This window comes from Methylobacterium sp. Ger2507 (assembly GCF_055231875.1).
In genome coordinates, this window is record NZ_JBUYVC010000001.1 from 2,784,814 (window position 1) to 2,808,840 (window position 24,027).

Annotated in this window: 21 protein-coding genes; 14 read left to right on the top strand and 7 right to left on the bottom strand. The window is 69.9% G+C overall.

Features of this window, described 5'->3' with window-relative positions; all coding sequences use genetic code 11:
- Positions 1-10: 10 nt before the first annotated feature.
- Positions 11-844, bottom strand: a complete 834-nt coding sequence (fghA, locus tag ACV7NL_RS12900; protein ID WP_056480027.1) for an S-formylglutathione hydrolase — start codon at positions 842-844, stop codon at positions 11-13.
- Positions 845-963: 119 nt separating this feature from the next.
- Positions 964-2,100 carry an S-(hydroxymethyl)glutathione dehydrogenase/class III alcohol dehydrogenase gene (locus tag ACV7NL_RS12905; protein WP_056180501.1) on the bottom strand — a complete coding sequence of 379 codons (1,137 nt, stop codon included), beginning with the start codon at positions 2,098-2,100 and terminating at the stop codon, positions 964-966.
- Positions 2,101-2,312: 212 nt separating this feature from the next.
- On the opposite strand from ACV7NL_RS12905, the gene ACV7NL_RS12910 reads away from it, so the two are divergent.
- Positions 2,313-2,930, top strand: coding sequence for a DUF938 domain-containing protein (locus ACV7NL_RS12910; protein ID WP_463355882.1), 618 nt, complete (start codon positions 2,313-2,315; stop codon positions 2,928-2,930).
- A 215-nt stretch (positions 2,931-3,145) separates the two neighbouring features.
- Here the strand turns inward: ACV7NL_RS12910 and ACV7NL_RS12915 are convergent, their stop codons facing one another.
- The gene (locus tag ACV7NL_RS12915; RefSeq protein WP_463357122.1) at positions 3,146-3,412 is read right to left on the bottom strand and encodes a hypothetical protein; all 267 of its coding nucleotides are present in this window, start codon (positions 3,410-3,412) and stop codon (positions 3,146-3,148) included.
- A 508-nt stretch (positions 3,413-3,920) separates the two neighbouring features.
- Between ACV7NL_RS12915 and ACV7NL_RS12920 the strand changes: the two genes are divergently transcribed.
- Positions 3,921-5,312: a phosphatase PAP2 family protein gene (locus ACV7NL_RS12920; protein ID WP_463355883.1), complete on the top strand. Its 1,392-nt coding sequence runs from the start codon at positions 3,921-3,923 to the stop codon at positions 5,310-5,312.
- 45 nt (positions 5,313-5,357) lie between these two features.
- Here the strand turns inward: ACV7NL_RS12920 and ACV7NL_RS12925 are convergent, their stop codons facing one another.
- Positions 5,358-6,377: a PAS domain-containing protein gene (locus ACV7NL_RS12925; RefSeq protein WP_056180134.1), complete on the bottom strand. Its 1,020-nt coding sequence runs from the start codon at positions 6,375-6,377 to the stop codon at positions 5,358-5,360.
- A 479-nt stretch (positions 6,378-6,856) separates the two neighbouring features.
- Here ACV7NL_RS12925 and pyk point away from each other — a divergent pair, with 479 nt between their 5' ends.
- The 3 genes from pyk to ACV7NL_RS12940 all read left to right on the top strand — a co-directional run bounded on the left by pyk (position 6,857) and on the right by ACV7NL_RS12940 (position 9,797).
- The gene (gene pyk / locus ACV7NL_RS12930) at positions 6,857-8,296 is read left to right on the top strand and encodes a pyruvate kinase (protein ID WP_463355884.1); all 1,440 of its coding nucleotides are present in this window, start codon (positions 6,857-6,859) and stop codon (positions 8,294-8,296) included.
- A 300-nt stretch (positions 8,297-8,596) separates the two neighbouring features.
- Positions 8,597-9,286, top strand: coding sequence for a FecR family protein (locus tag ACV7NL_RS12935; RefSeq protein ID WP_463355885.1), 690 nt, complete (start codon positions 8,597-8,599; stop codon positions 9,284-9,286).
- A gap of 112 nt (positions 9,287-9,398) precedes the next feature.
- Positions 9,399-9,797, top strand: a complete 399-nt coding sequence (locus tag ACV7NL_RS12940; protein WP_244476909.1) for a DUF3307 domain-containing protein — start codon at positions 9,399-9,401, stop codon at positions 9,795-9,797.
- 21 nt (positions 9,798-9,818) lie between these two features.
- Here the strand turns inward: ACV7NL_RS12940 and ACV7NL_RS12945 are convergent, their stop codons facing one another.
- On the bottom strand, positions 9,819-11,993 hold the full coding sequence (locus ACV7NL_RS12945) for a CHASE2 domain-containing protein (RefSeq protein WP_463355886.1): 2,175 nt from the start codon (positions 11,991-11,993) through the stop codon (positions 9,819-9,821).
- Positions 11,994-12,154: 161 nt separating this feature from the next.
- Here ACV7NL_RS12945 and ACV7NL_RS12950 point away from each other — a divergent pair, with 161 nt between their 5' ends.
- Complete coding sequence (locus ACV7NL_RS12950) at positions 12,155-13,465, top strand: EAL domain-containing protein (protein ID WP_463355887.1); 1,311 nt, start codon at positions 12,155-12,157, stop codon at positions 13,463-13,465.
- 33 nt (positions 13,466-13,498) lie between these two features.
- On the opposite strand, the gene ACV7NL_RS12955 is transcribed toward ACV7NL_RS12950, so the two are convergent.
- Positions 13,499-14,362 carry a transporter gene (locus ACV7NL_RS12955; RefSeq protein WP_056483335.1) on the bottom strand — a complete coding sequence of 288 codons (864 nt, stop codon included), beginning with the start codon at positions 14,360-14,362 and terminating at the stop codon, positions 13,499-13,501.
- Between the two features lie 542 nt (positions 14,363-14,904).
- Here ACV7NL_RS12955 and ACV7NL_RS12960 point away from each other — a divergent pair.
- The 8 genes from ACV7NL_RS12960 to ACV7NL_RS12995 all read left to right on the top strand — a co-directional run bounded on the left by ACV7NL_RS12960 (position 14,905) and on the right by ACV7NL_RS12995 (position 23,442).
- The gene (locus ACV7NL_RS12960; protein WP_463357123.1) at positions 14,905-15,171 is read left to right on the top strand and encodes a hypothetical protein; all 267 of its coding nucleotides are present in this window, start codon (positions 14,905-14,907) and stop codon (positions 15,169-15,171) included.
- 637 nt (positions 15,172-15,808) lie between these two features.
- Positions 15,809-18,730: a monovalent cation/H+ antiporter subunit A gene (locus ACV7NL_RS12965; RefSeq protein WP_463355888.1), complete on the top strand. Its 2,922-nt coding sequence runs from the start codon at positions 15,809-15,811 to the stop codon at positions 18,728-18,730.
- Positions 18,730-19,143, top strand: a complete 414-nt coding sequence (locus ACV7NL_RS12970) for a Na+/H+ antiporter subunit C (protein ID WP_463355889.1) — start codon at positions 18,730-18,732, stop codon at positions 19,141-19,143. The genes ACV7NL_RS12965 and ACV7NL_RS12970 overlap by 1 nt, the downstream gene beginning before the upstream one ends.
- Positions 19,140-20,741, top strand: a complete 1,602-nt coding sequence (locus ACV7NL_RS12975) for a monovalent cation/H+ antiporter subunit D (RefSeq protein ID WP_463355890.1) — start codon at positions 19,140-19,142, stop codon at positions 20,739-20,741. The genes ACV7NL_RS12970 and ACV7NL_RS12975 overlap by 4 nt, the downstream gene beginning before the upstream one ends.
- Entirely contained in the window at positions 20,738-21,226 is a 489-nt protein-coding gene (locus ACV7NL_RS12980; protein ID WP_056480272.1) for a Na+/H+ antiporter subunit E, read from the top strand. The genes ACV7NL_RS12975 and ACV7NL_RS12980 overlap by 4 nt, the downstream gene beginning before the upstream one ends.
- A 13-nt stretch (positions 21,227-21,239) precedes the next feature.
- Entirely contained in the window at positions 21,240-21,524 is a 285-nt protein-coding gene (locus ACV7NL_RS12985) for a K+/H+ antiporter subunit F (RefSeq protein WP_056480275.1), read from the top strand.
- On the top strand, positions 21,521-21,862 hold the full coding sequence (gene mnhG, locus ACV7NL_RS12990; protein ID WP_056182705.1) for a monovalent cation/H(+) antiporter subunit G: 342 nt from the start codon (positions 21,521-21,523) through the stop codon (positions 21,860-21,862). The genes ACV7NL_RS12985 and mnhG overlap by 4 nt, the downstream gene beginning before the upstream one ends.
- Before the next feature lie 185 nt (positions 21,863-22,047).
- Positions 22,048-23,442, top strand: coding sequence for a hypothetical protein (locus ACV7NL_RS12995; RefSeq protein ID WP_463355891.1), 1,395 nt, complete (start codon positions 22,048-22,050; stop codon positions 23,440-23,442).
- Between the two features lie 44 nt (positions 23,443-23,486).
- On the opposite strand, the gene ACV7NL_RS13000 is transcribed toward ACV7NL_RS12995, so the two are convergent.
- A complete protein-coding gene (locus ACV7NL_RS13000) occupies positions 23,487-24,017 on the bottom strand; it encodes a gamma carbonic anhydrase family protein (RefSeq protein WP_247634724.1) in 531 nt (176 codons plus the stop codon).
- Between the last annotated feature and the right edge of the window lie 10 nt (positions 24,018-24,027).

Genomic DNA, 24,027 nt, shown 5'->3' on the forward strand with positions numbered 1-24,027 from the left:
GGCCGGCGTCCTACTTGAGGCGCGCCGCCGCCCAGGCGATGTGGTCGGCCATGAAGGTCGAGATGAAGTAGTACGAGTGGTCGTAGCCCTCGCGCATGTTGAGGGTCAGGGCGATGCCGGCCTTCTTGCAGGCCTCTTCCAGCAGCCACGGACGCAGACCGTCGTCGAGGAAGCTGTCGGCGGTGCCCTGGTCGACCAGGAACTCCGGGAAGCGCCTGCCGTCCTCGATCAGCGCCGTGGCATCGTGGGCACGCCACGCCGCGGTGTCGGTGCCGAGGTACTTCTCGAAGGCGGGCTTCGACCATCCGGCCGTGGAGGGCTGGGCGATCGGCGCGAAGGCCGAGCACGACTTGAAGCGCTCGGGGTAGGTGAGGGCGATGGTCAGCGCGCCGTGGCCACCCATGGAATGGCCGAAGATGCCCTGGCGCGTCATGTCGGCCGGGAATTCCTTGGCGATGAGGGCGGGCAGCTCCTCCGTCACGTAGCTCCACATCCGGTAGTTGGTGGCGTAGGGCGCCTGCGTGGCGTCGAGATAGAAGCCGGCGCCGGAGCCGAACTGCCAGTTGCCCTCCTCGTCGGGAATGCCGGGGCCGCGCGGGCTGGTATCGGGCGCCACGATGATGACGCCGTGCTCGGCCGCCGCCTTGCGGTATTCGCCCTTGTCCATGACGTTGGCGTGGGTGCAGGTGAGGCCCGACAGGTACCACAGCACCGGAACCGGACCGGCCTCGGCCTGCGGCGGCACGAACACCGCGAAGGTCATCGGGCAGCCCGTCGTCTGCGCATCGTGCTTGTAGACGCCCTGCGTGCCGCCGTGGGCGCGGGCCTTCGAGATGGTTTCCATGGACCGTGATCTCCTGTCCGAGGGCTGGCCCCGCTCCGGGGCATGGGGTGGGTCACCGAGAGAAAGTGCAGGTGCGTGCCCCTCCCCCGCGGAGGGGAGGGGATGGACCGAGCCCGATCCTAGTAAACCACCACCGACCGGATCGACTTGCCCTCGTGCATGAGGTCGAAGCCGTGGTTGATGTCCTCGAGCGGCATGGTGTGGGTGATCAGGTCGTCGATGTTGATCTTGCCGTCCATGTACCAGTCGACGATCTTCGGCACGTCGGTGCGGCCGCGGGCGCCGCCGAAGGCCGAGCCCTTCCAGACGCGGCCGGTGACGAGCTGGAACGGACGGGTCGAGATCTCCTTGCCGGCCTCGGCCACGCCGATGACGATCGACTCGCCCCAACCGCGATGGCAGCACTCGAGGGCCTGGCGCATCACGTTGACGTTGCCGGTGCAGTCGAACGAGAAATCGGCGCCGCCGCCCGTCGCATCGAGGATCGCCGCGACGACGTGATCGTTGCCGACCTCCTTCGGGTTGATGAAGTGGGTCATGCCGAACTTACGCGCCATCTCCTGCTTGTCCGGATTGATGTCGACGCCGATGATCTTGTCGGCGCCCACCATCCGGGCGGCCTGCAGCACGTTGAGGCCGATGCCGCCGAGACCGAACACCACCACGTTGGCGCCGGGCCAGACCTTGGCGGTGTAGATCACCGCGCCGATGCCGGTGGTGACGCCGCAGCCGATGTAGCAGATCTTGTCGAAGGGAGCGTCTTCGCGGATCTTCGCCAGGGCGATCGCCGGCAGGACCGTGAAGTTCGAGAAGGTCGAGCAGCCCATGTAGTGATACACGGTGTTCGACCCGCCCGGGCTGCCGCCGGTGGAGACGCAGGAGAAGCGGCTGGTGCCGTCGGGCATCACGCCCTGGCCCTGCGTCGCGCGGATCGCGGTGCACAGGTTGGTGCGCTGCGACAGGCAGGACTTACAGTTGCGGCATTCCGGGGTGTAGAGCGGGATGACGTGGTCGCCCGGCTTCAGCGCCGTGACGCCGGCGCCGACCTCGCGGACGATGCCCGCGCCCTCGTGACCGAGAATCGCCGGGAACTTGCCCTCGGAATCGAGGCCCGACAGGGTGTAGGCATCGGTGTGGCAGATGCCGGTGGCCATCAACTCGACGAGAACCTCGCCGGCCTTGGGTCCTTCGATGTCGATCGTCTCGATGGTAAGAGGCTTCTTGGCCTCCCACGCGACCGCGGCGCGCGTCTTCATAGCGTTGTCCTTGTTGCTGTGATGATCACGGACGGCGGCGATGAATGCCGGCGCTTCACCTCGCGACACCTGGACGGTGACAAGGCGAACGGCCCGAAAATCTGGGTCGTGTGTGATGCCTCCCGCGCCGAGATGCAACAGCCGTACGGGATCGTTTGCGCGAGGGTTGCGAATTTGGAATGACGCGCGACACGCGGACAGGAGCGGGTACGATGACGGATTGGGATCGAAACGGGGACGCGCTGGTCGCGCCGGCGGTCGCTCGCAACCGGGCGGCGATCCTCGACGTGCTGCGCGGCGTCCTGCCCGGCGCCGGCACGGTGCTGGAGATCGCCAGCGGATCGGGCGAGCACGTGGTGCATTTCGCCGCCGCGCTGCCCGGCCTCGCCTGGCAGCCGAGCGACCCGGACCCCGCCCATCGCCGCAGCATCGACGCGCATGCGAGGGCCGCCGGCCTGACCAACCTGCGCCCGTCCGTCGATCTCGACGCGTCCGCCGCGACCTGGCCGATCACCCGCGCCGACGCGATCCTGTGCATCAACATGATCCACATCGCGCCCTGGCCCGCCACCGAGGGTCTGATGGCGGGCAGCGCCCGGCTCCTGGCGCCGGGCGGCGTGCTGTTCCTCTACGGCGCCTTCCGGGAGAACGGCCGGCACACGACGGAGAGCAACGCCGCCTTCGACGCAGACCTCAGGAGGCGGGACGCCCGCTGGGGCGTCCGCGATCTCGAGACCGTGGCGGACCTCGCCGCACGGCACGGCCTACGCCTGGAGACCCGCCTCGATCTGCCGGCCAACAACCTCGCCCTGGTGTTTGCCCGGAGCTGATGGGTCGCCGGGGCCGACGCGAACAAGAACCCCGCCGCGGCGCGAGCCGGGCGGGGTGTCGAGGTGCGGGTCGGGTCGGATTTGGTCGGGTCGGCTACAGGTTCAGGAGGGCCTGGGTCGAGCCGATCACCGTGACGGCGAGGCCGCCGGCGAAGGCGGCGATCATGGCGTAGGAGAAGCCTCTCAGCAGCATCGGGTGATCCTGCTCCTCCCGATCAGCAGCGGTTTCCGCCCGAGGTCTGGCCGTATTGCTGGGTCGGGAAGTTCTGCTGGTTGGCGTTGCCTTCGGCGGCCGAGCTCATCGGGCAATGGGAGGGGTGACGCAGGGGCGAGAGGCCGCGTCCGTCAAGGGATCCCGTGGTCTCGACGTCATAGGGCGAGAAGGCGGTGTAACGCGACGGGGTATCATAGGCCATGGCCGACGAGATCGGAGCAACGCCAAGGACAAGGGCGGTGGCGAGGGCGGCGATATGGGTCTTGATCATGAGTTCTGGTTTTCTTCTGCAGTACGAACCGTCCTGGCGGCCCGTTTCTCTGCGTCTGAAACCAATATAGGGATCGTCTTTCCGCCATGACGTGCGACCAGGCACGTGGAGAGCCGGATTAAATCGCAGCCCAAGCCCAGCAAGATCTCGAGCCAAGCAAGATCTCGACCCAAGCAAGATCTCGGCTGCTCCTTCCCGGCACCTGGTATACATTATCCAGAGTATCGCCGGCGCCGCGGGGCGGCCCTTTCCCGTTGGTCCGCCGATCGATCTGCCGGTCGGTCTCACCGGTGTCGGGACGCCCCCCGTGATACTGGCGCTTCGCGTGCAGACTCTTCGCGTGCAGATCATCCAGAATCGAGCGAGCGACCGATTTCCGTGGACGCACAGGCTTGCCGCAGCGTGCATCTGGACATCGGGTGCAACCTGAGCTTCTTGGCGCCGGCGCCGGCGACCGCGCCTCACTGGAGAGACCACCATGTCGAAACGACTGAGCTGTTGGACGATGGCCCTCTGTCTCGCGGCACCGGTTCCGGCCGTCGCGCAATCGGCACCGAACCTCGCCGCGTTGCGCGGCCTCGCGCCCGTCAGCGCCCTGGGGGGCAGCGCCGAGGGACAAGCCGCCCTCGCGGCGAATCTCCGGGTCACGGGCGACATTCAGGAGGGCGGCGTCCCGGCTCTGCGACTCCTGCCCCTGGCCGAGCAACGCCAGTTCGCCCTGCGGGATTCCTTCATCACCGACGGAAACGCGACGGAGCTGGCCGACGGCCTCGGCAGCACACTGGGCGCCCTGTATCAGGACACGGCCCGCTACACCGACCCGGCCACGTTCACCAATGTGGCGCCGTCCGTCGCCGACCTCCTCGGCTACACCAACAGCGTCGCGAAGTCGGATTCGAACGCCGGCAAGTACTTCTTCGCCAATGCGACCACCAACGGCAAGGACTCCGTCTCGGCCGCCGCTTCGTCCATCCTGACCGAGATCGGCGGCACCACCGACGTGTTCGGCAAGACCTATGGCCGACCGGCCGGGACGCCGGGCTCCAACACGCACGGCAACGCCCGCCCCTTCCAGACCCTGCCGCAGCTCTTCGCCTATCGGGGCACCGACTATTTCGGCCGGGCCTCCCACAGCCTGGACTGGCTCAGGGGACCGGGCATGAACCTGATCGACAGCCCGTCATACCCGAGCGGCCACACCACCTACGGCTACACCGAATCCCTGGTCCTCGCGATCCTGGTGCCCGAGCGCTACCAGCAGATGATCACGCGCGCCGCCGAGTACGGCACCCACCGCATCGTCATCGGCGCGCATTATGCCATGGACGTGCTGGGCGGCCGCGCCACCGCCCTGCACGCGGTCGCACACCTGCTCGCCAACGATCCGGCCTATACCGGCCAGATCCGGCGGAACCCGGCGGTGATCAACGCGATGAGCACGGCCACCAAGGAGGGTGTCGCCGTCGCCGATTATCCGGCCGCCCTCCGGGCCGCCCGCGCCGACCTGACGGCGTTCCTCCGCGATCGGTGCGGCGGCACCGTCGCCGCTTGCGCGGCCGCCGATACCGGCCGCTTCCGCGATCCCGCCGCCAACGCGGCGTTCTACGAGGCGACCCAGACCTACGGCCTGCCGGTCGTGTATCCGCAACGCGCCAAGACGGTCGAGGATGTGGGTCGGCGCGCGCCGGAAGCCGGGTATCTCCTCACGGCGGCGTTCCCGTCGCTCAATCTCACGGAGGCCAACGCCATCCTGACCGACACGCAGGGGCCGGGCGGCGGCTTCCTCGACGACGGCTCGGAATTCGGCGTCTATGCGCGCCTCAACCTCTATGCCGCCGCCGGCAAGGCCGCGGCCCTGGCGGCGACCCGGCAGGGGCAGGCTCCCGCGTCGCCCTGAATCCGGGCATCGGACGGCGTACCGGCCGGGGGCGGGGCACCGCGCTCAAGCGAGTGCGATGCCGATGACTCCGCCCTCCATCAGGGAGAAGCGGATGCCGAAGCGGCGCAGGGTCGCCACCGCCTTGTACCGGGATTGCAGGGCGGTACCGTCGACGTTCTCCTCCATGCGCTTGACGGTCGAGAGCGAGAGGCCGGCGGCCTGGGCGAAGTCGGTCATCGACCAGTCCAGCAGGGCGCGGGCGGCGCGCAGATGGCGCCCGTCGATGGCCTGTTCGAGCCCCTCCAGAAGGAGTTCGGTGGCCGGAGAGGCCTTCGAGCCCATCGGCCGGGTGATGCCGGCCCATTCCCGAACATCCCCGCCGGGATCGCGGATCGGCACGATGAAGCTCTCGAATCGCACGTGATTGTGGCGAGCGACGCGGATCAGGGGCGTCACCCGGTGAGCCCGCCCGATCCGCAGCGCCTCGAAAGTCTCGGTCCGCGTGCGCTCGCGTTCCTCGGCCGCGATGGTCACGTAGGGATCGGCCGTGATTTCGTCCGGCGGAAGTCCGGTCAGGTCGGTAAATTCGTCCTGTACGGAAAACATGTGGGTTGGATCGCTGAAGAACGTCAGGATCTGCTGGTCGTCGTACCAGGCGCGGCGCCGGCGCTGCTCGGCCATGCGCGCCTCCCGCAGGATCTCCTGATGCGTCACGTCCAGCACGACCCCGGCCGCCCCGCGTGGGCGCCCGTCCGGGGTGAGATAGATCTCGATCCGGGACGACAGCACGCGGATCGCATTGTCCGGACGACGAATCCGGAAGGTCTGATGGCCGAGCGTCACGCCATGAAGCAGGTCGACGCCGGTCTCCACCGTATCCCGGTCCTGCGGATGGATCAGGCTGACCAGACGATCGTAGCTCGGCCGGGTGGTCTGCGGGTCGAGGCCGAGGACGCGGAACAGGCCCGGAGACCAGACGTGCTGGTTGTCGGCGAAGCGCCAGCCCCAGGTGCCGTTGACCCCCTGGCTCTCGATCAGATTCAGAAACTGAGCGGACGAGAAACTGAGATCGTCGACGTCCATGCCAAAAATAACCTTGGGCAACCATTACGTTGATCTCAATAACCGGTAGCGATACCGATAATATCAAACAAGTCTAGCGAGATACAACCTGTGATTATGCCAAAGCTTCACAGTAAATTCGAATTTTAGGCGGTTTTTCTGTACGCGAGTATACTGAAACAAACCTGTTTTTTCGTCGATCATGCGCCAAGAAATCATGCGCGCGGACGCCAATAAAACGTCGGTCAATGTCTGGGGAAATCGGCATCGCAGGCGCCAAGCCAGCCATTTTCGATCATTTTATATTTTATGCAGGTTCGACCCGCTGAGGGCGGTCGGCGTTTACCGGGCCGGATGCGTGCGATAGGGTCCGGCCCATCGACGCCCGGCCCGCTCCGCGCCCGCGCGGGTCCGGACGGAGAGGCAGCCGGCCGCAAGCCTGCGGTGCTGCATCCGCGATCTCGATCCCAGGGAGGCGGCCGTCCCCGGCCGTGGCAACCATGCGCCGCAACCGCCATGCCAAGATCGTCGCCACCGTCGGCCCCGCCTCGTCGTCGCCGGAGATGCTGCACCGGCTGTTCCTGGCCGGCGTCGACACCTTCCGGCTGAACTTCAGCCATGGGACGCAGGACGATCACGCCCGGGTCCACGCGGCGATCCGTGACCTGGAGCGGGCGGTCGCGCGGCCCATCGGCATCCTGCAGGACCTCCAGGGCCCGAAGATCCGCGTCGGCACCCTGGCGGGCGGGCGCCTCGACGTGGCGCCGGGAGAGACGATCCGTTTCGTCCGCGACGGCGCCGAGGGCGACCGGACCGCGATCCCCCTGCCGCATCCCGAGATCTTCGCCGCGGTGGCGCCGGGCCAGGACCTCCTCATCGATGACGGGCGCGTCCGGGTCCGCGTCACCGGCCTCACCGCCGACAGCATCGACGCCGAGGTTGTGATCGGCGGCACGATCTCGAACCGCAAGGGCGTCAACCTGCCCGGCACCCTGCTCGACCTTTCGCCCCTGACCGCCAAGGACCGGGCCGACCTCGCCTTCGGGCTCGACCTCGGGATGGACTGGGTCGCGCTCTCCTTCGTGCAGAAGCCCGCCGACCTGATCGAGGCGCGGGGCCTGATCGGCGACCGCGCCGGCGTGATGACCAAAGTCGAGAAGCCCCAGGCGCTGGAGCGGATCGACGACATCATCCGCCTGTCGGACGCCGTGATGGTGGCGCGCGGCGACCTTGGCGTGGAGATCCCGCACGAGGACGTGCCGGGGCGCCAGAAGGAACTGATCAGGGCCTGCCGCCTCGCGGTGAAGCCCGTCATCGTGGCGACGCAGATGCTCGACTCGATGGTGTCGGCTCCGACGCCGACCCGGGCCGAGGCCTCCGACGTCGCGACCGCGATCTACGACGGGGCCGACGCGGTGATGCTCTCGGCCGAATCCGCCACCGGGCAGTTTCCGGTGGAGACCGTGGCCATGATGGCCCGCATCATCCACCGCACCGAGACGCACAAGCTCTACCGCTCGCTGATCACCGCCTCCGATCCGGGCGAGGAGGAGACCCCGCCCCACGCGGTCGCCACCGCCACCGCGACCCTCGCCGACGCGGTCGGGGCGGCCGCCATCGTGGCCTACACCTTGAGCGGCACCACCGCCGCCCGCATCGCCCGCAAGCGGCCGGAAGTGCCGATCCTGGCCCTCACGCCGGATCTCGGCACCTCGCGCCGGCTCTGCCTGCTATGGGGCGCGCACAGCCTGCGCTCGAACGAGGTCGAGTCGTACGAGGACATGGTGGCGAACGCGCTGGCTCACGCGGTGGAGGAAGGTTTCGCCCGGCCGAACGCGCTGGTCGTCATCACGGCGGGCATCCCCTTCGCGGTGGCGGGGACGACCAACAACATCCGCGTCGCCCAGGTCTCGTCCTCTGGGCAAGTGCGTCCCTCCTGAGAGGTGCCTTGCTCCTGAGAAGTGCCTTGCTCCTGAAAGCTACCCATGCCGGAAAGGCCGCGAAACGGCTCAGGCTGTGTCATGATGACGGCAAGGTCTTCCGCTCCGGCACAACCGTAAAGAGCATCGCCCGATCTTTCGTCCGAAAGCGTACACGATCAACTCCGCGTGTGCCGCAGGGATTAGTTTTGTCGCACGACTGTCCGGCCGAACGGTTTTAGCCAGACCTTAAGCGCCGTCCCGTAGCGTTGCCTGTCGGCTTGCAGGACCAGCACCGCAACGCCCGTGGGGATCGAGATCGTGACACTGAGACGAACCGGGGCGCTTTCGTCCCTGATCTGGGCGGGCGCCGCGCTCGCGGCCGCCGGCGCCGGGCCCGCGGATGCGGCGCCCCAGAGCGCCGGGCCGCAGCCGATCGGCGTGGTCACCAAGGTGGACCAGCAGGCGGTGGCCCAGCAGGGCGGCCAGGCGCGCGACATGGCTCCGCAAGGGCCGGTCTATTTCAAGGACGTGATCCGCACCGGAGCCCGCTCCCGCCTCGAAGCCAAGCTGGCGGACGACACCGTCCTCACCCTCGGCGAGCACGGCAAGATCACGGTGGACGACTTCGTCTACAAGCCCGGCTCCCAGGGCGGGCAGCTCGCCCTCTCGGTGGCGCGGGGCGCCTTCCTGTTCGTGGGCGGCAAGATCGAAGGGCCGACCGGCGGCAACGTCGCGATCAAGACCGCCGTCGGCACCCTCGGGGTGCGGGGAACCACGGTCTGGGGCGGCGCCATCGACGGCGGCTACGGCGTGCTGGTCCTCGACGGCGAAGTGGTGCTCAAGACCCGCAAGGGCAGCGTCCTGATGCGCAAGGGCCAGGGCACCATGGTGTATGGCGGCCGGGCACCCGAGGCGGCGGCGCCCTGGCCCGAAGACCGGACCAAGCGGGCCGTCGCCACCATCACGATCGACGAACAGGCACGGTTCCGGCCCTCCCTGAACCGCTGAGGCCATCCCCGCCGGACCGTTGGGAATCCCTGCCGATTCCGCTACGGTCCGGCGGATCGGGGCGCGCGAGCCCCGGTCGCGGTCCCGGTCCGCTCGCCCCCTGGAGATCGCCGTGCTGCAGGCCCTCGACACGCCCGTCCCCCTGTCGACGCTCGCCGCACTGCTGATCGCGATGGCGGCCAAGCATTATCTGATCGACTTCGTCGGACAGACCGATTGGATGGCCCGCGGCAAGGAGCGGGTGGCCGGCTGGGCGCTGCCGCTGGCCGCCCATGCGGGGATGCACGGCCTCGGAACCCTGGCGATCGCCGTGCTCTATCGGCCGTCCCTGTGGTGGCTGGCGCTCCTGGATTTCGTCGTCCACGGCCTGATCGACCGGGGCAAGACCCTGGTGGCCCACCGCACCCGCTTCGCCATGACCGATCCGCGCTTCTGGTGGCTGATGGGCTTCGACCAGTTCCTGCACCAGGTCACCAACATCGCCCTGGTGGTGCTGCTGGTTCTCGGCTGACGGCTCTCGCTGCCAGGCCCCTCAGGCCGCCATGCGGACCGAGCGCTCCCCGGCACGGATGCGGCGGGCATGCAGCGCCAGGATCGGGTCTTTCGGGTTGTCCGCGTGCAGGCGCAGCAGCGTTTCGGCGCCGCCCTCGTCCCCCGTCACCAGGCGCCCGAAGGCCTCGCGATAGGCGGTCAGCGCGGCGTCGATGCGCGGCATCGGCTCGAACACCTCCACCCCCACGGACTTGCCCTTCAGCATCAGGATGCCGACCGGACGGAAGGCGGTGCCGGTAACCCCGTCGCAGGTGGTGCGGGCGATGCAGATCCGGGTGCCCAGCACCTTGTTGGCCGCTTCCAGCCGGGCCGCAACGTTGATGGCGTCGCCGTGCGCCGTGTAGTCGAAGCGCCGCGTGCCGCCGAAATTGCCGACCACGGCGCGGCCGGTGTTGACGCCGATGCGGGTGGCGCCGAACGGCACGCCCTCGGCGCGGCGATCCGCCCGGAAGGCTTCCGCGAAGGCGTCGAGGGCCAGCGCACAAGCGACCGCCCGCGCGGCATGGTCGGGCTGGTCGAGGGGCGCGTTGAACATGACGTGGACCGCGTCGCCCACGATCTTGTCCACGGTGCCGCCATGCGCCATCGCGATCGAGCACATCCCGTCGAGATAGGCATTGAGCAGGTTGACCAAAGCCTCGGCGCCGGCCGCCTCGGTCATCGCGGTGAAGCCCTCCAGGTCGGTGAACAGGAACGTCATCTCCCGGCTTTCGCCGCCGAGCTTGAGCCGTCCGGGGTCGCTCGCCAGCACCGCCACCAGATCGGGCGAGAGGTAGTGGGTGAAGGCCGAGCGCAGGCGCATCGCGGCGCGCTCCGAGCAGGCATAGCGGGCGAGGCTTCCGCCCGCATGGCCGGCCAGCAGGCCGAGGGTGGGCAGGATCGGATCGATCAGCAGGCCCGCCCGTGCGAACAAAGCCACGGCGGCGAAGGCCGGAACCGGTGCCAGCAGGGCGGTTCCCAGCCCCGCGCCGCGCAGGCTGCCGAAGCCGCAGGCCAGCGCCGCCCCGAGGCCGAGCAGGGTGGCGGCCACGATCTCGGCACCCGGCGCCCAGGCCGGGCGGCTCAGGGCCTGGCCCGACAGCACCTGATCCAGCGCCATGGCGTGCAGGTTCACGCCCGGCTCGAACGGGGTCATCGGCGTCGGCCGCAGGTCGGACAGGCCGACCGCACTGGTGCCCACGAACACCGCCCGACCCTGGATCTCGGACTTCAAGGCGGCGCGCCCATCGGGATCGAGCAGGCGCCAGGCCGGGATCGTCGGCGTCGTCCGCGCCTCGGGGAAGTGCAGGGCCAGGGCGCCGGTGGCATCGACCGCCAGATCGACCTCGCCGACCCGGAGGGTGTAGCCGGTCAGGGTCGCGCCGTCGCGCTCGGCCCGCACCTTGATCGTGGCTTCGTCCTGCATCACCCGCAGGGCTTCAAGCGCCAGGGCCGGCACGAGGCGGTCGCCGATCACCGCCAGCAGCGGCAGGCGCCGGATGATCTCGTCGCTGCCCGCCGCGATGCTGAAGCTGCCATGCCCGGCCGCGGCCGCATCGAGGTCCGGAAGATTGGGGATCAGCCCGGTGAAGCGCGGCACCGTCAGCCTCGGGTCGCCGCCGATGACGGCGAAGCCGGGACCGCGAAGCGCAGCGGCCTCCTCCGCCTCTCCGGACCCGCGCAACGTCAGCAGGGTCGCGCCCGCCGCCTCCGGCTCCCGGGTCAGCGCGAAGCCGGCGACGACGCGGCCGCGTGCGAACACCGCCGCCAGGGCGGCATCGTGGTCGGGCAGGGCGGCTTCGGGATCGGCGGCGCGGAAGCCGAAGCGCCGGGTCCAGTCGGGCACCAGCCGTGCCGGCGAGGTCCGGTCCGCTTCGGCAAAGACCATGTCGAGGGCGATCGCCCCGGCCTCCAGGTCCTGCAGGGCGGCGACGAGTTCCGCCACCTGGTAACGGGGCCAGGGCCATTGGCCGTGCCGCTTCAGGCTCTCCTCGTCGATATCCACGACTCGGATCGCGGCGCCCGCACTGGTCCGGGGGCTGAGCCGCTGGACGCTGTCGAAGGCGGCCTGGCGCGGGCGCTCGAACGCCGCCGGCGCGGCCAGCCGCAGGGCGACGAGCGCCAGCACGAGGGCGAGGCCCGCGACCACCGGAATCAGGCGTCGTGACAGGAGCATCGGAAGGCGGTCTCGGCGCAAGACGGTGTGCGGGGGCGCCGGGCGCGGCGGCATCGCGGAACCAGTATCGCGCGGCGGTCCTGAGATCCCGTTAAGGATAGGGCGAGGGTGCGCCCGGAAAGCCGTCGCCGTTCGCCTGCTCTTAACCTCGACTCGGCAGCGTGGCGCTCGGGCCGGAACTGCGCCCGAACTGGATCTCATCCGTGCCGAGTTCGCTCTCCTCGTCCCTGGATCAGTACGTCCTGCCCGCAGGCGCGCGCCTGTTCTCGGCCGGCGACGTCGGCGATGCCGCCTATCTGATCGTCAGCGGCCGCCTGGAGGTCGTCCTGGAACGCCCGGACGGCGACCTCGTCCTATCCCATCGCGGCCCCGGCGAGATCGTCGGCGAGATGGCGATTCTCGACCACCAGCCGCGCTCGGCCACGGTGCGGGCCCTGGAGGACAGCCGGCTCGTCGTCATCACCGAGGAACAGCTCGCCCATCGCATCGCCCAGACCGACCCGATCCTGCGCATGTGCCTCGGCGTCGTGCTGGCGCGCTACCGCGAGACCGTGGGCATGCTCGAGCAGATGCGAGGGGCGGGGCCACCGACGCTGCAGAGCGGCGAGCCGGTGGCAGCCGAGACCTTCGCGGCGGCCCTCGGCACCCTGTCGCTGGAGAGCGAGATCCGCACCGGCCTGCGCAACGGCGAGTTCGAACTGTTCTTCCAACCGATCGTCCGCCTGCCCTCGCGCCGGCTCGCCGGCTTCGAGGCGCTGATGCGCTGGCACCATCCGACCCGGGGACTGGTTCCGCCCGTCGAGTTCATTCCGGCGGCCGAGGCGTCCGGACTGATCGGCGACCTGACGGCACACGCCTTCGCGGAGGTCGGGCGTGTCTTCCCCGACCTGATGGACGCCGCACTCCGCAACCCGCAGGCGCTCGACGGGCCGCTGTTCATGACCGTCAACGTCTCGGGCCGGGACCTCGCCGGCGCCTCGTTCCCGGAGATGATCGCTCAGTTTCTCGAAAGTTCGCGGATCGCCCCCGGCAACCTCAAGATCGAGGTGACCGAGAGCATGCTGATGGACAACCCCGAACGCGCCGCCGCCACCCTCGCCGAGTGCCGCCGGGCCGGCGTCGGCATCGCGATCGACGATTTCGGCACCGGCTACTCGTCCCTGAGCTATCTGAGCACCCTGCCGGTCACGACCCTGAAGATCGACCGCGCCTTCGTGCGCACGCTCCTGGCCGACCAGACCAGCCGGGGCATCGTCCAGACCATCCTGCGGCTGGCCGACGACCTCGCGGTCTCGGTGGTGGCGGAGGGGATCGAGCAGGCGGCCGAGGCCGACCTCCTCGGCCAGATGGGCTGTGCCTTCGGCCAGGGCTACCATTTCGGCCGGCCCACCGCCCTGGCGGGCGCCCTGACCGCCATCGCAACCTGGCCCGCACCGGCCGCCACTCCCTCCGGGCTACGGCTGACCGCCTGACCGGAGGGGGCGCCCCACAAAGCGGGAAGAGCGCTACTGGCGGGCGATCCGAGCCGGGCCCGTCAACGGAATGGACGGGGCCGCCGCGTTGGTGCTCTCCTTGTAGATCGGCACGATGACCCGGAGCCATCCGCGCGTCTCGCGCCCACCGTAATTGCGCTCCGCCACGTCCCGCGTAACGTAGGCCTGCAGGTTCACCGGCCCGAAATTGTATCCGACGAGCCCGCCCACCGCGATCTGCCCCTGGCGGCGATAGCCGGGAAACCGGGTCGGCAGATCGGTCGACGCGAAGGCCACCGGCCCGATCTCCCATTTGCCGAACTTCTTCGTCGCGGTGAGGTCGAGGTTGAGATAGTCGGGATACACGGACTTCTGCGGCGAGATCGGGTCGATGAAGATGCCGTAGAGCAGGTTGGCCGTTAGGTTCAGCCCGTCGCCGGTGTAGCTCGCGGCGAAGCGGTGGGTGAAGGACGCGTTCTGCGTCAGGAAGCGGGTGTCGATCGGCAGGTATCCGCCGAACAGGTAGCTCACCCCGACATGGTTGCCGAGGTCCCAGGCGAGCTGGCCGGCGAGCAGCGGCTGGCCGATGCCGCTCTGATAGGGCGTGCCGCGTGGGCTCGCGGCGACGACGGGCTGGATCGCGATGAGGTTGAGGCGGGCGCCGAACAGGCTCCAGGGCGTCGCCCAGACGAAGGCCGGCAGGTTGACGTTGGATTCCGAATCCAACGGTCGGGTGTTGCGGACGCCGAAGCTCGAGGTGTTGACGAAGTAGAGCCCGACCGGGAGCTGCGCCCCGGCCGGCAGGCCGACGGTCTGGCCCGGCTGGGCGGCGGAGCCCGCCATCGCGGGCGCGTCACCGAGGATCAGCAGGGCGATGCCGCCCGGCAGGCGGCCCATCAGCGACAGGAACGCTGCGGCCGCCCGGACTTTCGGAACAGCGCCGGCCTTCGATGTCTGGGGAGCTCTGCGATGTTCGCGGGTCTCGGGTGCGGGATTAACCTTGGATGGGCTGCGATTCACGCCTGTCTCCCGTTGCTGGCCGCAACGCGGGACGACACCCGGGGATGGTGCCGTGGCGGCCAGGCGTACGCTGTTCAGACGAACGGCCGTCCGGATTTCATCCGTCGAAACGGCCGCGCTTGCCCTGACGCCGAGCCCAGGTCGGTTTTCCGACACAAGTGAGCTCTCCGGCAGAACGACCGGGCATCGACGCGCCCCGGCGCCGGTGATACTTTGGATAATGTATACCAGATGCCGGGAAGGAGCAGCCGAGATCTTGCTTGGCTCGAGATCTTGCTGGGCTTGGGCTGCGATTTAATCCGGCTCTCCACGTGCCTGGTCGCACGTCATGGCGGAAAGACGATCCCTATATTGGTTTCATACGCAGAGAAACGGGCCGCCAGGACGGTTCGTACTGCAAAAGGAAACCAGAACCCATGATCAAGACCCGTATCGCCGCCCTCGCCACCGCCCTTGTCCTTGGCGTTGCTCCGATCTCGTCGGCCATGGACTATGATGCCCCGTCGCGTTACACCGCCTTCTCGCCCTATGACGTCGAGACCACGGGATCCCTCGACGGACGCGGCCTCTCGCCCCTGCGTCACCCCTCCCATTGCCCGATGAGCTCGGCCGCCGAAGGCAACGCCAACCAGCAGAACTTCCCGACCCAGCAATACGGCCAGACCTCGGGCGGAAACCGCTGCTGATCGGGAGGAGCAGGATCACCCGATGCTGCTGAGAGGCTTCTCCTACGCCATGATCGCCGCCTTCGCCGGCGGCCTCGCCGTCACGGTGATCGGCTCGACCCAGGCCCTCCTGAACCTGTAGCCGACCCGACCAAATCCGACCCGACCCGCACCTCGACACCCCGCCCGGCTCGCGCCGCGGCGGGGTTCTTGTTCGCGTCGGCCCCGGCGACCCATCAGCTCCGGGCAAACACCAGGGCGAGGTTGTTGGCCGGCAGATCGAGGCGGGTCTCCAGGCAATCAGCAGCGCGTGAAGCGCGGAGGTCCTGCAGCAAGATTGCTCAATCATTGCTCAATCTCAGCCAAGACCGGTCGAAGAGGGCGTGAGCCCTGCCGCACCCGCAGCCAAGCCGCTGGAATGCCAGTGCGAGCGCTCATGAAGCCTCGTGCGGTCAGCGCTCGCCACTGCGCCCGTCCCTGGCTATACCGACCGTGGCGTGTGTCCGCGCTGCCGCCGCTTCACCCTGCCGACCTCGGTATCGAGGATGGCGCTCCCCTCCAATCCAGGCGGGTCCCCCTCAGGCAGGCGGGCACCCCTCAGGAGCGTGCCGCCGAAGGGATTGCCCGTGTCCGACCGCGCCTGCCATTGCCCGAGCTGATGCCGCCACACCTCCTTCTCGCCACCGCCGCGATCCTGCCCTTCCTCGGCAGCGTGGTCGCGATCTGTCTGCCCGGACAGGCGCGCAACGCCGCCGCAATCCTGGCCGGCTTCGTCATGGTGGCGTCCCTCGTCTGCATCGGGCTCCTGTATCCGGCGATCGCCGGCTCCGGCACCGTCGCCTGGACGGTGGACTGGCTGCCGACGCTCGGCGTCCGCTTCGTCCTGCGGCTCGACGGATTGTCCTGGCTCTTCGCCGTTCTGGTGCTGGGGATCGGCGCGCTCGTGGTGCTGTACGCGCGCTACTACATGGCCGCCGAAGACCCGGTGCCGCGCCTGTTCAGCTACCTGCTCGCCTTCGTGGGCGCGATGCTGGGCATCGTGCTCGCCGGCAACCTGATCCAGCTGGTGGTGTTCTGGGAGCTGACCAGCATCGTGTCGTTCCTGCTGATCGGCTACTGGACCGACAACGCGTCGGCGCGCGACGGGGCGCGGATGGCGCTCACCATCACGGCGGCCGGCGGGCTCTGCCTGTTCGTCGGCATGGTGCTGATCGGCCAGATCGTCGGCAGCTATGACCTCGCCGTGGTGCTCGCCTCGGGCGACACGATCCGCCGGAGCCCGCTCTACCTGCCCGCCCTGGTGCTGGTGCTGGCCGGCGCGCTCACCAAATCGGCCCAGTTCCCGTTCCACATCTGGCTGCCGCGCGCGATGGCGGCGCCGACGCCGATCAGCGCCTACCTGCACTCGGCCACCATGGTGAAGGCCGGCATCTTCCTCATGATCCGGCTCTGGCCGGTGCTGGCCGGCACCGAGAGTTGGTACTGGATCGTCGGCACCGCCGGCATGGTGACCATGCTGGTGGGCGCCTGGAGCGCGATCTTCCAGCACGACCTCAAGGGCCTGCTGGCCTATTCCACGATCAGCCATCTCGGGCTGATCACCCTGCTGCTCGGGCTCGACTCCCCGCTGGCGGTGGTGGCGGCGATCTTCCACACGGTGAACCACGCCACCTTCAAGGCCTCGCTGTTCATGGCGGCCGGGATCATCGACCACGAGACCGGAACGCGGGACATGCGCCGCCTCAGCGGCCTGTGGCGGGCGATGCCCTACACGGCGACGCTGGCCATGGTGGCCGCCGCCGCGATGGCGGGCGTGCCGCTCCTCAACGGCTTCCTGTCGAAGGAGATGTTCCTGGCGGAGGCGGTCGACAATGCCGGCGAGCACCTGCTGAACTTCGCCCTGCCGGTGCTGGCGACCCTGGCGAGCGCCTTCACCATGCTCTACTCGGTGCGCTTCATCCGCCAGACGTTCTTCGGCCCGGCGCCGCACGACTTGCCGCACGCCCCCCACGAGCCGGTGCGGTGGATGCGCATCCCGATCGAACTGCTCGTGCTGGTCTGCATCGCCATCGGCCTCGTGCCCAACCTCACCATCGGTCCGCTGCTGGCCGGCGCGGTCCGGTCGGTGCTCGGCGAGCGCACGCCCGGTTACGACCTCGCGATCTGGCACGGCTTCAATGCGCCGCTGGCCCTCAGCGTCGTCGCCCTGGTGGGCGGGGTGGCGCTCTATCGCGCGTTCGGGCGGCGGATCAACGCCAATCCCCGGGGCGGTCCCTGGCTGATGGACCGCCTCGACGGCGGCCGGCTGTTCGAGCGGACGATGACCGGCCTCGTCCTCGGCGCCCGCCGCTGGGAGCGCCACCTCGGCAGCGAGCGCCTCCAGGTGCAGCTGCGCATCCTCTTCCTCACCGTGCTGCTGGCCGCCGCGACGGCGGGGGCCATCCGGGGCCTCGACCTGTTCGCGCCCGGCCGCAGCACGGCCTTCGATCCCGCCTTCGCGCTGATGTGGCTCGTCGGCGCGGCCTGCGCGATCGGGGCGGCGGAGCGGGCGAAGTACCATCGCCTGTCGGCCACGATCTTCGTCGGCGGCGCCGGGCTGGTGAGCTGCCTGACCTTCCTGTGGCTGTCCGCCCCCGACCTCGCCGTGACCCAGATCCTGGTCGAGATCGTCACCACCGTCATGCTGCTGCTCGGCCTGCGCTGGCTGCCGAAGCGCGACGCGGCGATCCCGGTCCCGGCCTCCGAAACGGCGCGGGCCCGGCGCCGGCGCATCGTCGATTTCGGCATCGCCGCCGTCGCGGGGCTCGGCCTCGCCGGCCTCGCCTACGCGGTGATGACGCGGCCGGCGGTCGACGGCATCGCCCGCTGGTTCGTGGAGGAGGCCTACCCGAAGGCGGGCGGGCGCAACGTGGTCAACGTGCTGCTGGTCGATTTCCGGGCCTTCGACACCCTCGGCGAGATCTGCGTCCTCGGCATCGTCGGCCTCACGGTGTTCGCCCTGCTGCGCCGCTTCCGCCCCGCCGCCGACAGCCTGGAGCGGCCGCGGCAGCAGGTCAGCCACGACGCCACCCGCGCCGGCCGCAACCCCGGCGACACCACCGCCGACGCGCTCCTCGTCCCCCGGGTGGTGATGACGTGGCTGTTCCCCTTCATCGTCCTGCTCGCCCTGCACCTGTTCCTGCGCGGGCACGACCTGCCGGGCGGGGGATTCGCCGGCGGCATCACGCTCACCATCGCGTTCATGCTGCAATACATGGCGCAAGGGGCCGAGTGGGTGGAGGCGCGCCTGCGCATCCAGCCGATTTCCTGGATCGGCATCGGCCTGCTGGTCGCCGTCCTGGCGGGAGCGGGCTCCTGGCTGTTCGGGCGCCCCTTCCTCACCGCCTTCTTCGCCTATTGGGAGCCGCCGCTGCTCGGCAAGGTGCCGGTGGCGAGCGCGCTGCTGTTCGATCTCGGCATCATGGTCCTGGTGGTGGGGGCGAGCGCCCTGATGCTGGTCGCCCTGGCGCACCAGTCCCTGCGCCGCACCCGCACCGTCGAGGCCGAGGCCGAACGGGCCGCCGAGAGGGAGATTGCCTGATGGAAATCGTGCTCTCGCTGGGAATCGGCGTCTTCGCCGCCTCCGGCATCTGGCTGATGCTGCGGCCGCGGACGTTCCAGGTCGTGCTCGGGATCTCGCTCCTGAGCTACGCCGTCAACCTGTTCATCTTCGCCATGGGCCGGCTCACCGTCGGGGCGCCGCCGGTGCTCGGGGCAGGCGCGGAGGTCGTCTCCGTCGACGATCCGGTGCCGCAGGCCCTGGTCCTCACCGCCGTGGTGATCAGCTTCGCGCTGACGGCCCTGTTCCTCGTCGTCCTGCTCGCCGCCCGCGGCATCACCGGCAGCGACCACGTGGACGGTCGCGAGCCGCATCAGGCCGATTCGCAGCCAGACTTCCCGCAGCCGGACTTCCCGCAGCCGGACTTCCCGCTCCCGAAATTTCCGCAATCATGAGTCCCGCAATCCTGACTGCCTCCGCCGACACCGCCTGGTCGGATCATCTCGTGGTGCTGCCGGTCGTGCTGCCGATCGCGGTGGCGGGCCTGATGTTCCTGCTCGACGAGCGTCGGCGCCGCCTGAAGGCGGCCCTGAGCCTCGGCACGGTGCTGGTCCTGCTCGGCATCGCCCTCGTGCTGGTCGGGCGCGTCGAGGCCGGCGCGCAGGTCTACCGCCTCGGCAACTGGGCCGCGCCCTACGGCATCGTGCTGGTGGCGGACCGGCTCTCGGCCCTGATGCTGGCGCTGGCCAGCGTGCTCGGCCTGTGCGCCCTGGTGTTCTCCTTCGCCCGCTGGGGCCGGGCCGGACCGCGCTTTCACGGCCTGTTCCTGCTGCTGCTGATGGGCGTCAACGGCGCCTTCCTCACCGGCGATCTGTTCAACCTGTTCGTGTTCTTCGAGGTGATGCTGGCCGCCTCCTACGGCCTCGTCCTGCACGGCTCGGGCGAGGTCCGCATCCGGGCCGGGCTCGGCTACATCGCGGTGAACCTCGTCGCCTCGCTGTTCTTCCTCGTCGGCGTCAGCCTGATCTACGGCACCATGGGGACGCTCAACATGGCCGACCTCGCCCGTCGGCTCGCCGGTTCGGCGACCGAACCGGCCCTGTTCGAGATCGGCTGCGCCGTGCTGGGCATCGCCTTCCTGATCAAGTGCAGCGCCTGGCCGCTCGGGTTCTGGCTGCCGACGACCTACGCGGCGGCGAGCGCGCCGGCGGCCGCGATCCTGGCGATCCTCAGCAAGGTCGGCATCTACGTGGTGGTCCGCCTCAGCCTGCTGCTGTTCGGCGCCGGGACCTCGCAGGGATTCGGACAGACCTGGCTGCTGGCCGCCGGGCTGGCGACCATGGCGTACGGCACCATCGGCCTGCTGGCGGCCCGCGACCTCACCCGGGCGGCGGGCTACGCGGTGATGATCTCGTCCGGCACGGTGCTGGCCGCCCTCGGCACCGGAGGCGACCGGGCGCTGGCTGGAGCGCTGTACTACCTCCTCGGGTCGACGCTGGCGGCGGCCGCCCTGTTCCTGCTGGCCGAGATCCTGCAACGCGGCCGCGACCCGGGCGAGGCCCGGCAGGCGGTGTTCGCGGACGAGTACCGCGATCCCTTCGACGACGCCGACGCGACCGAGATCGGCCGGGCGTTTCCGGCGGCGGTGGCGATCCTGGGCTGCGGCTTCGTGGTCTGCACGCTGATGCTGGCCGGCCTTCCGCCGCTCGCCGGGTTCGTGGGCAAACTCGCGCTGTTCACGGGGCTGGCCAGCGGCCCGATCACGGCCTCGGCCTGGGCCCTGATCGCCGCCCTGACGCTGTCGAGCTTCGGCACCCTGATGCCGCTGGTGCGCCTCGGCATCCTCACCCTCTGGGTTCCGAGCGACGACCCGCCGCCGGTGCTGCATCCCACCGAGTTCGCGGCCCTGGCCGGGCTGCTCGCGGCCTGCATGGCGCTCGCCCTCTGGGGCGGTCCGGCCCTCGCCTACGCGGACGAGACCGTGCGCTGGCTCGCGCAGCCGCAGGCCTACATCCAGGCCGTGCTCGGCAACCAGGAGGGCGCCGGATCGTGACGCGGCTGCTGCCCTATCCCTGGCTGTCGCTCGGCCTCGCCCTGACCTGGCTCCTGCTGAACGCGCCGCTGACCCCGGGAAGCGCCGTGCTGGCGCTCCTCGTCGGCCTGGCGGTTCCCGCCGTGATGCGGGCCTTACGTCCCCCGGCGGTCCGGGTGCGCGCGCCCGGCACCCTCGTGCGGCTTGCCGGACTCGTGGTCTACGACATGGTGCGCTCGAACATCGACGTCGCCAGGATCATCCTCGGGCTCCGCCGCGGCGAGCGACGGACCGGCTTCGTCACGATCCCCCTCGACCTGCGCGATCCCTTCGGACTCGCGGCGCTGTCGATCATCCTGACGGGCACGCCCGGAACGCTCTGGGTCCAGTACGATTCCCAGAGCGGGAGCCTGCTCCTGCACGTACTCGACGAGACCGGCGGGGACGAATGGGTGCGGCGGGTCAAAGACCGCTACGAGCGCCCTCTCATGACGATCTTTTCCTGATGGAGTTTCCGGCATGACGGCCATCGCGGTGCTCGATGGGGGGCTCGGCCTCGCGCAGGGAATGCTGGTGCTGGCGATGGCCATCGCCGCCTGGCGGATGCTGCGCGGCCCGCGCGCGCAGGACCGGATCCTCGGCCTCGACACCCTCTACCTCAACGGGATGCTGGCGATCGTGGTCCACGGCATGCGGACCGGCAGCGGCCTCTACTTCGAAGCGGCGCTGATCCTCGGCATGGTCGGCTTCACCGCCACGGTGGCGCTGGCCAAGTTCCTGATGCAGGGCGAGGTGATCCAGTGACCGGCGCGGCATTGCCCGTCTGGGCGGCCTGGCTGGTGGTCGCGCTGGCGATCACCGGCGCCGGTTTCTCGCTGACCGGTGCCCTCGGCCTCATCCGCCTGCGCACGTTCTACGAGCGCGTCCACGCGCCGACGCTCGGTGCCACCCTGGGCATGGCCCTGATCCTGACGAGTTCGATGGTGCTGCTGTCGCTGATCGAGGGGCGCCTCGTCCTGCGCGATGCCCTGATCGGCATCTTTCTCACCATCACGACCCCGGTCACCCTCTTGGTCCTCGCCCGGGCCGCCGCCCAGCGCGACCGCCACGAGGGCAATCCCGGCGCGCCGCCCGAACTCTGATCCGGCAGGGCTCCGGCACCCGCCCGGACGGCGCCCGGATGCCGCCACCTTCCGGGTGGATCAGGGTCCGTCGGCAAACCCGGCGCCCAACGCCGCGATACCCAGATCTCGACACCCAGATTCCGACAAAGGCCCCGACACCCCGTTCGGACAGCGCGTTCGTCCCGTCCCGGAGAGCCCCCCGCATGCGCCTCGATGCCGTCACTGCCGCCCTGGGGCTCGCTTTCGCGGGACTCCTCGCCGCGAACACGCGTCCCGCCCCCGCCCTGGCCGCGCCGGCCGCGTCGGCTCCCGACCAGCCGACCTCCACACCGGCCAACCGCGCGCCTGCCCAGATCGCCCCAGCCGAAGTCGCCCCGACCGAAGTCGCGACATCCGGGGTCGCCGGGCGCCTCGACGGGGTCCATCTCTGGACCCTGCCGGACACGCCGAACGGGCTGCACCCGACCCAGAGCTGGCACGCGACGGGCTCGGCCCCGAACGGCGACCTCTACGTCGCCGGAATGGACCACCGCACCAACGCGGCCCTGTACCGCCTGCCGGCCGGCAGCGACACGCTGCGGCTCGCCGGCGATGCCCGGTCCGCCTCGGAAGCCGCCGGCAACTGGAAGCCCGGCGAGACCGCCGAGAAGTTCCACACCCGGCCGCTGTGGTTCGGAGGCAAGGTCTATGTCGGCACCATGGACCGCTCGACACTGGACGACGGCTACCGCGACCGGCGCGGCTTCCACCTCTACGCCTACGACCCGGCCACGGCCCGCTTCACCGACCTCAGCGCCGCCGAGCCGGGCGGCACCGGCCTGCCGCATGGCAGCCTGGTGACGCTGGCCGGCGATCCCGCGCGCAACGTGATCTACGGCGCGGTGGTGCCGACCGCCGAGATCGTCCGCTACGACGTCGTCGCCGGCACCACCGCGTCCCTCGGGCGGCCCGCCGCCTACGATCGCCCCTTCGTCTATACCGGCCGCTTCATGTTCACCGATGCGCGCGGGCGCCTCTACTTCTCGGCCGGCAACCCGCTCACCGGGCCGGCGCACGACCCCGCCATCTACGGCCACCTCTACAGCTACGATCCCCATCAGGGCATGGTGGCGCGGCCGGACTTCGCCCTGCAGGCGCCGCGCGCCCTGGAGGTCGGCCGCTGCCTGCCCGCACGCGGGCTCTGCTACGCCGCCGACGACAAGGGCTACCTCTACCGCTTCACCGAGGCCGCGGCGGGAACGCCCGAAACCTGGACCGCCCTCGGCCGGGTGACGCTCGACTGGACCGCCAGCTTCTTCTGGATGTTCCAGGTCGCCCCCGACGGCCGGACGGCCTATGCGGCGGTGACCAGCTACGTCCCGGGCACAGGGCCGTCCTCGCTCTACGAAGTCGACCTCGCGACGGGCGCCGCGACCCGCCTGTGCAGCCTCGCCGACCTCGATCCCCGCCTGGAGCGGCTCAACGTCCACACGGGCTCGGATGCCTGGGACGACCAGGGCCGCTTCGCCTTCGCGAGCTTCGCGGGCGACGGATCGAGCGAGGTGGTGCTGACGCGGGTCGATCCCGTGCGCCTGAAGGCGGCGCTCGCCCGGCACTGACGCCGGCGTTCCGCGCGGGCGCGCCCGTTCGTCGAGCGGGCGTGTCAGCCGAGCGCCAGAAGCTCTTCGCGGTAGCGGCGCCCGTTGGCGACGTAGCTCTCGGCCGTGCGGGCGAGCCGGGCGGCGGCGGCCTCATCGAGGGTCCGGGCGACCCGGGCGGGGGCGCCGACGATCAGGCTGTTGTCGGGAAATTCCTTGCCCTCGGTCACCAGCGCGTTGGCGCCGACGAGGCAGTTGCGGCCGATGCGGGCGCCGTTGAGGATCGTGGCGCCCATGCCAATCAGGGTGCCGGCCCCGATGGTGCAGCCATGCACGATGGCGCGGTGCCCCACGGTGACGTCGTCGCCGAGATCGAGGGGAAAGCCGGGATCGACATGCAGCACCGCCCCGTCCTGGATGTTGCAGCGGTCGCCGATCCGGATGGTGTCGTTGTCGCCCCGCAGGGTGGCGCCGAACCAGATCGAGACGTCGCGGCCGAGATGGACCTGCCCGATCACGTGCGCCCCGGGCGCGATCCAGACGCGGCCCGCCTCGGCGAGCTGCGGGTGATGGGGGCCGAGGGCGTAGAGGGTCATGGCGATCCGA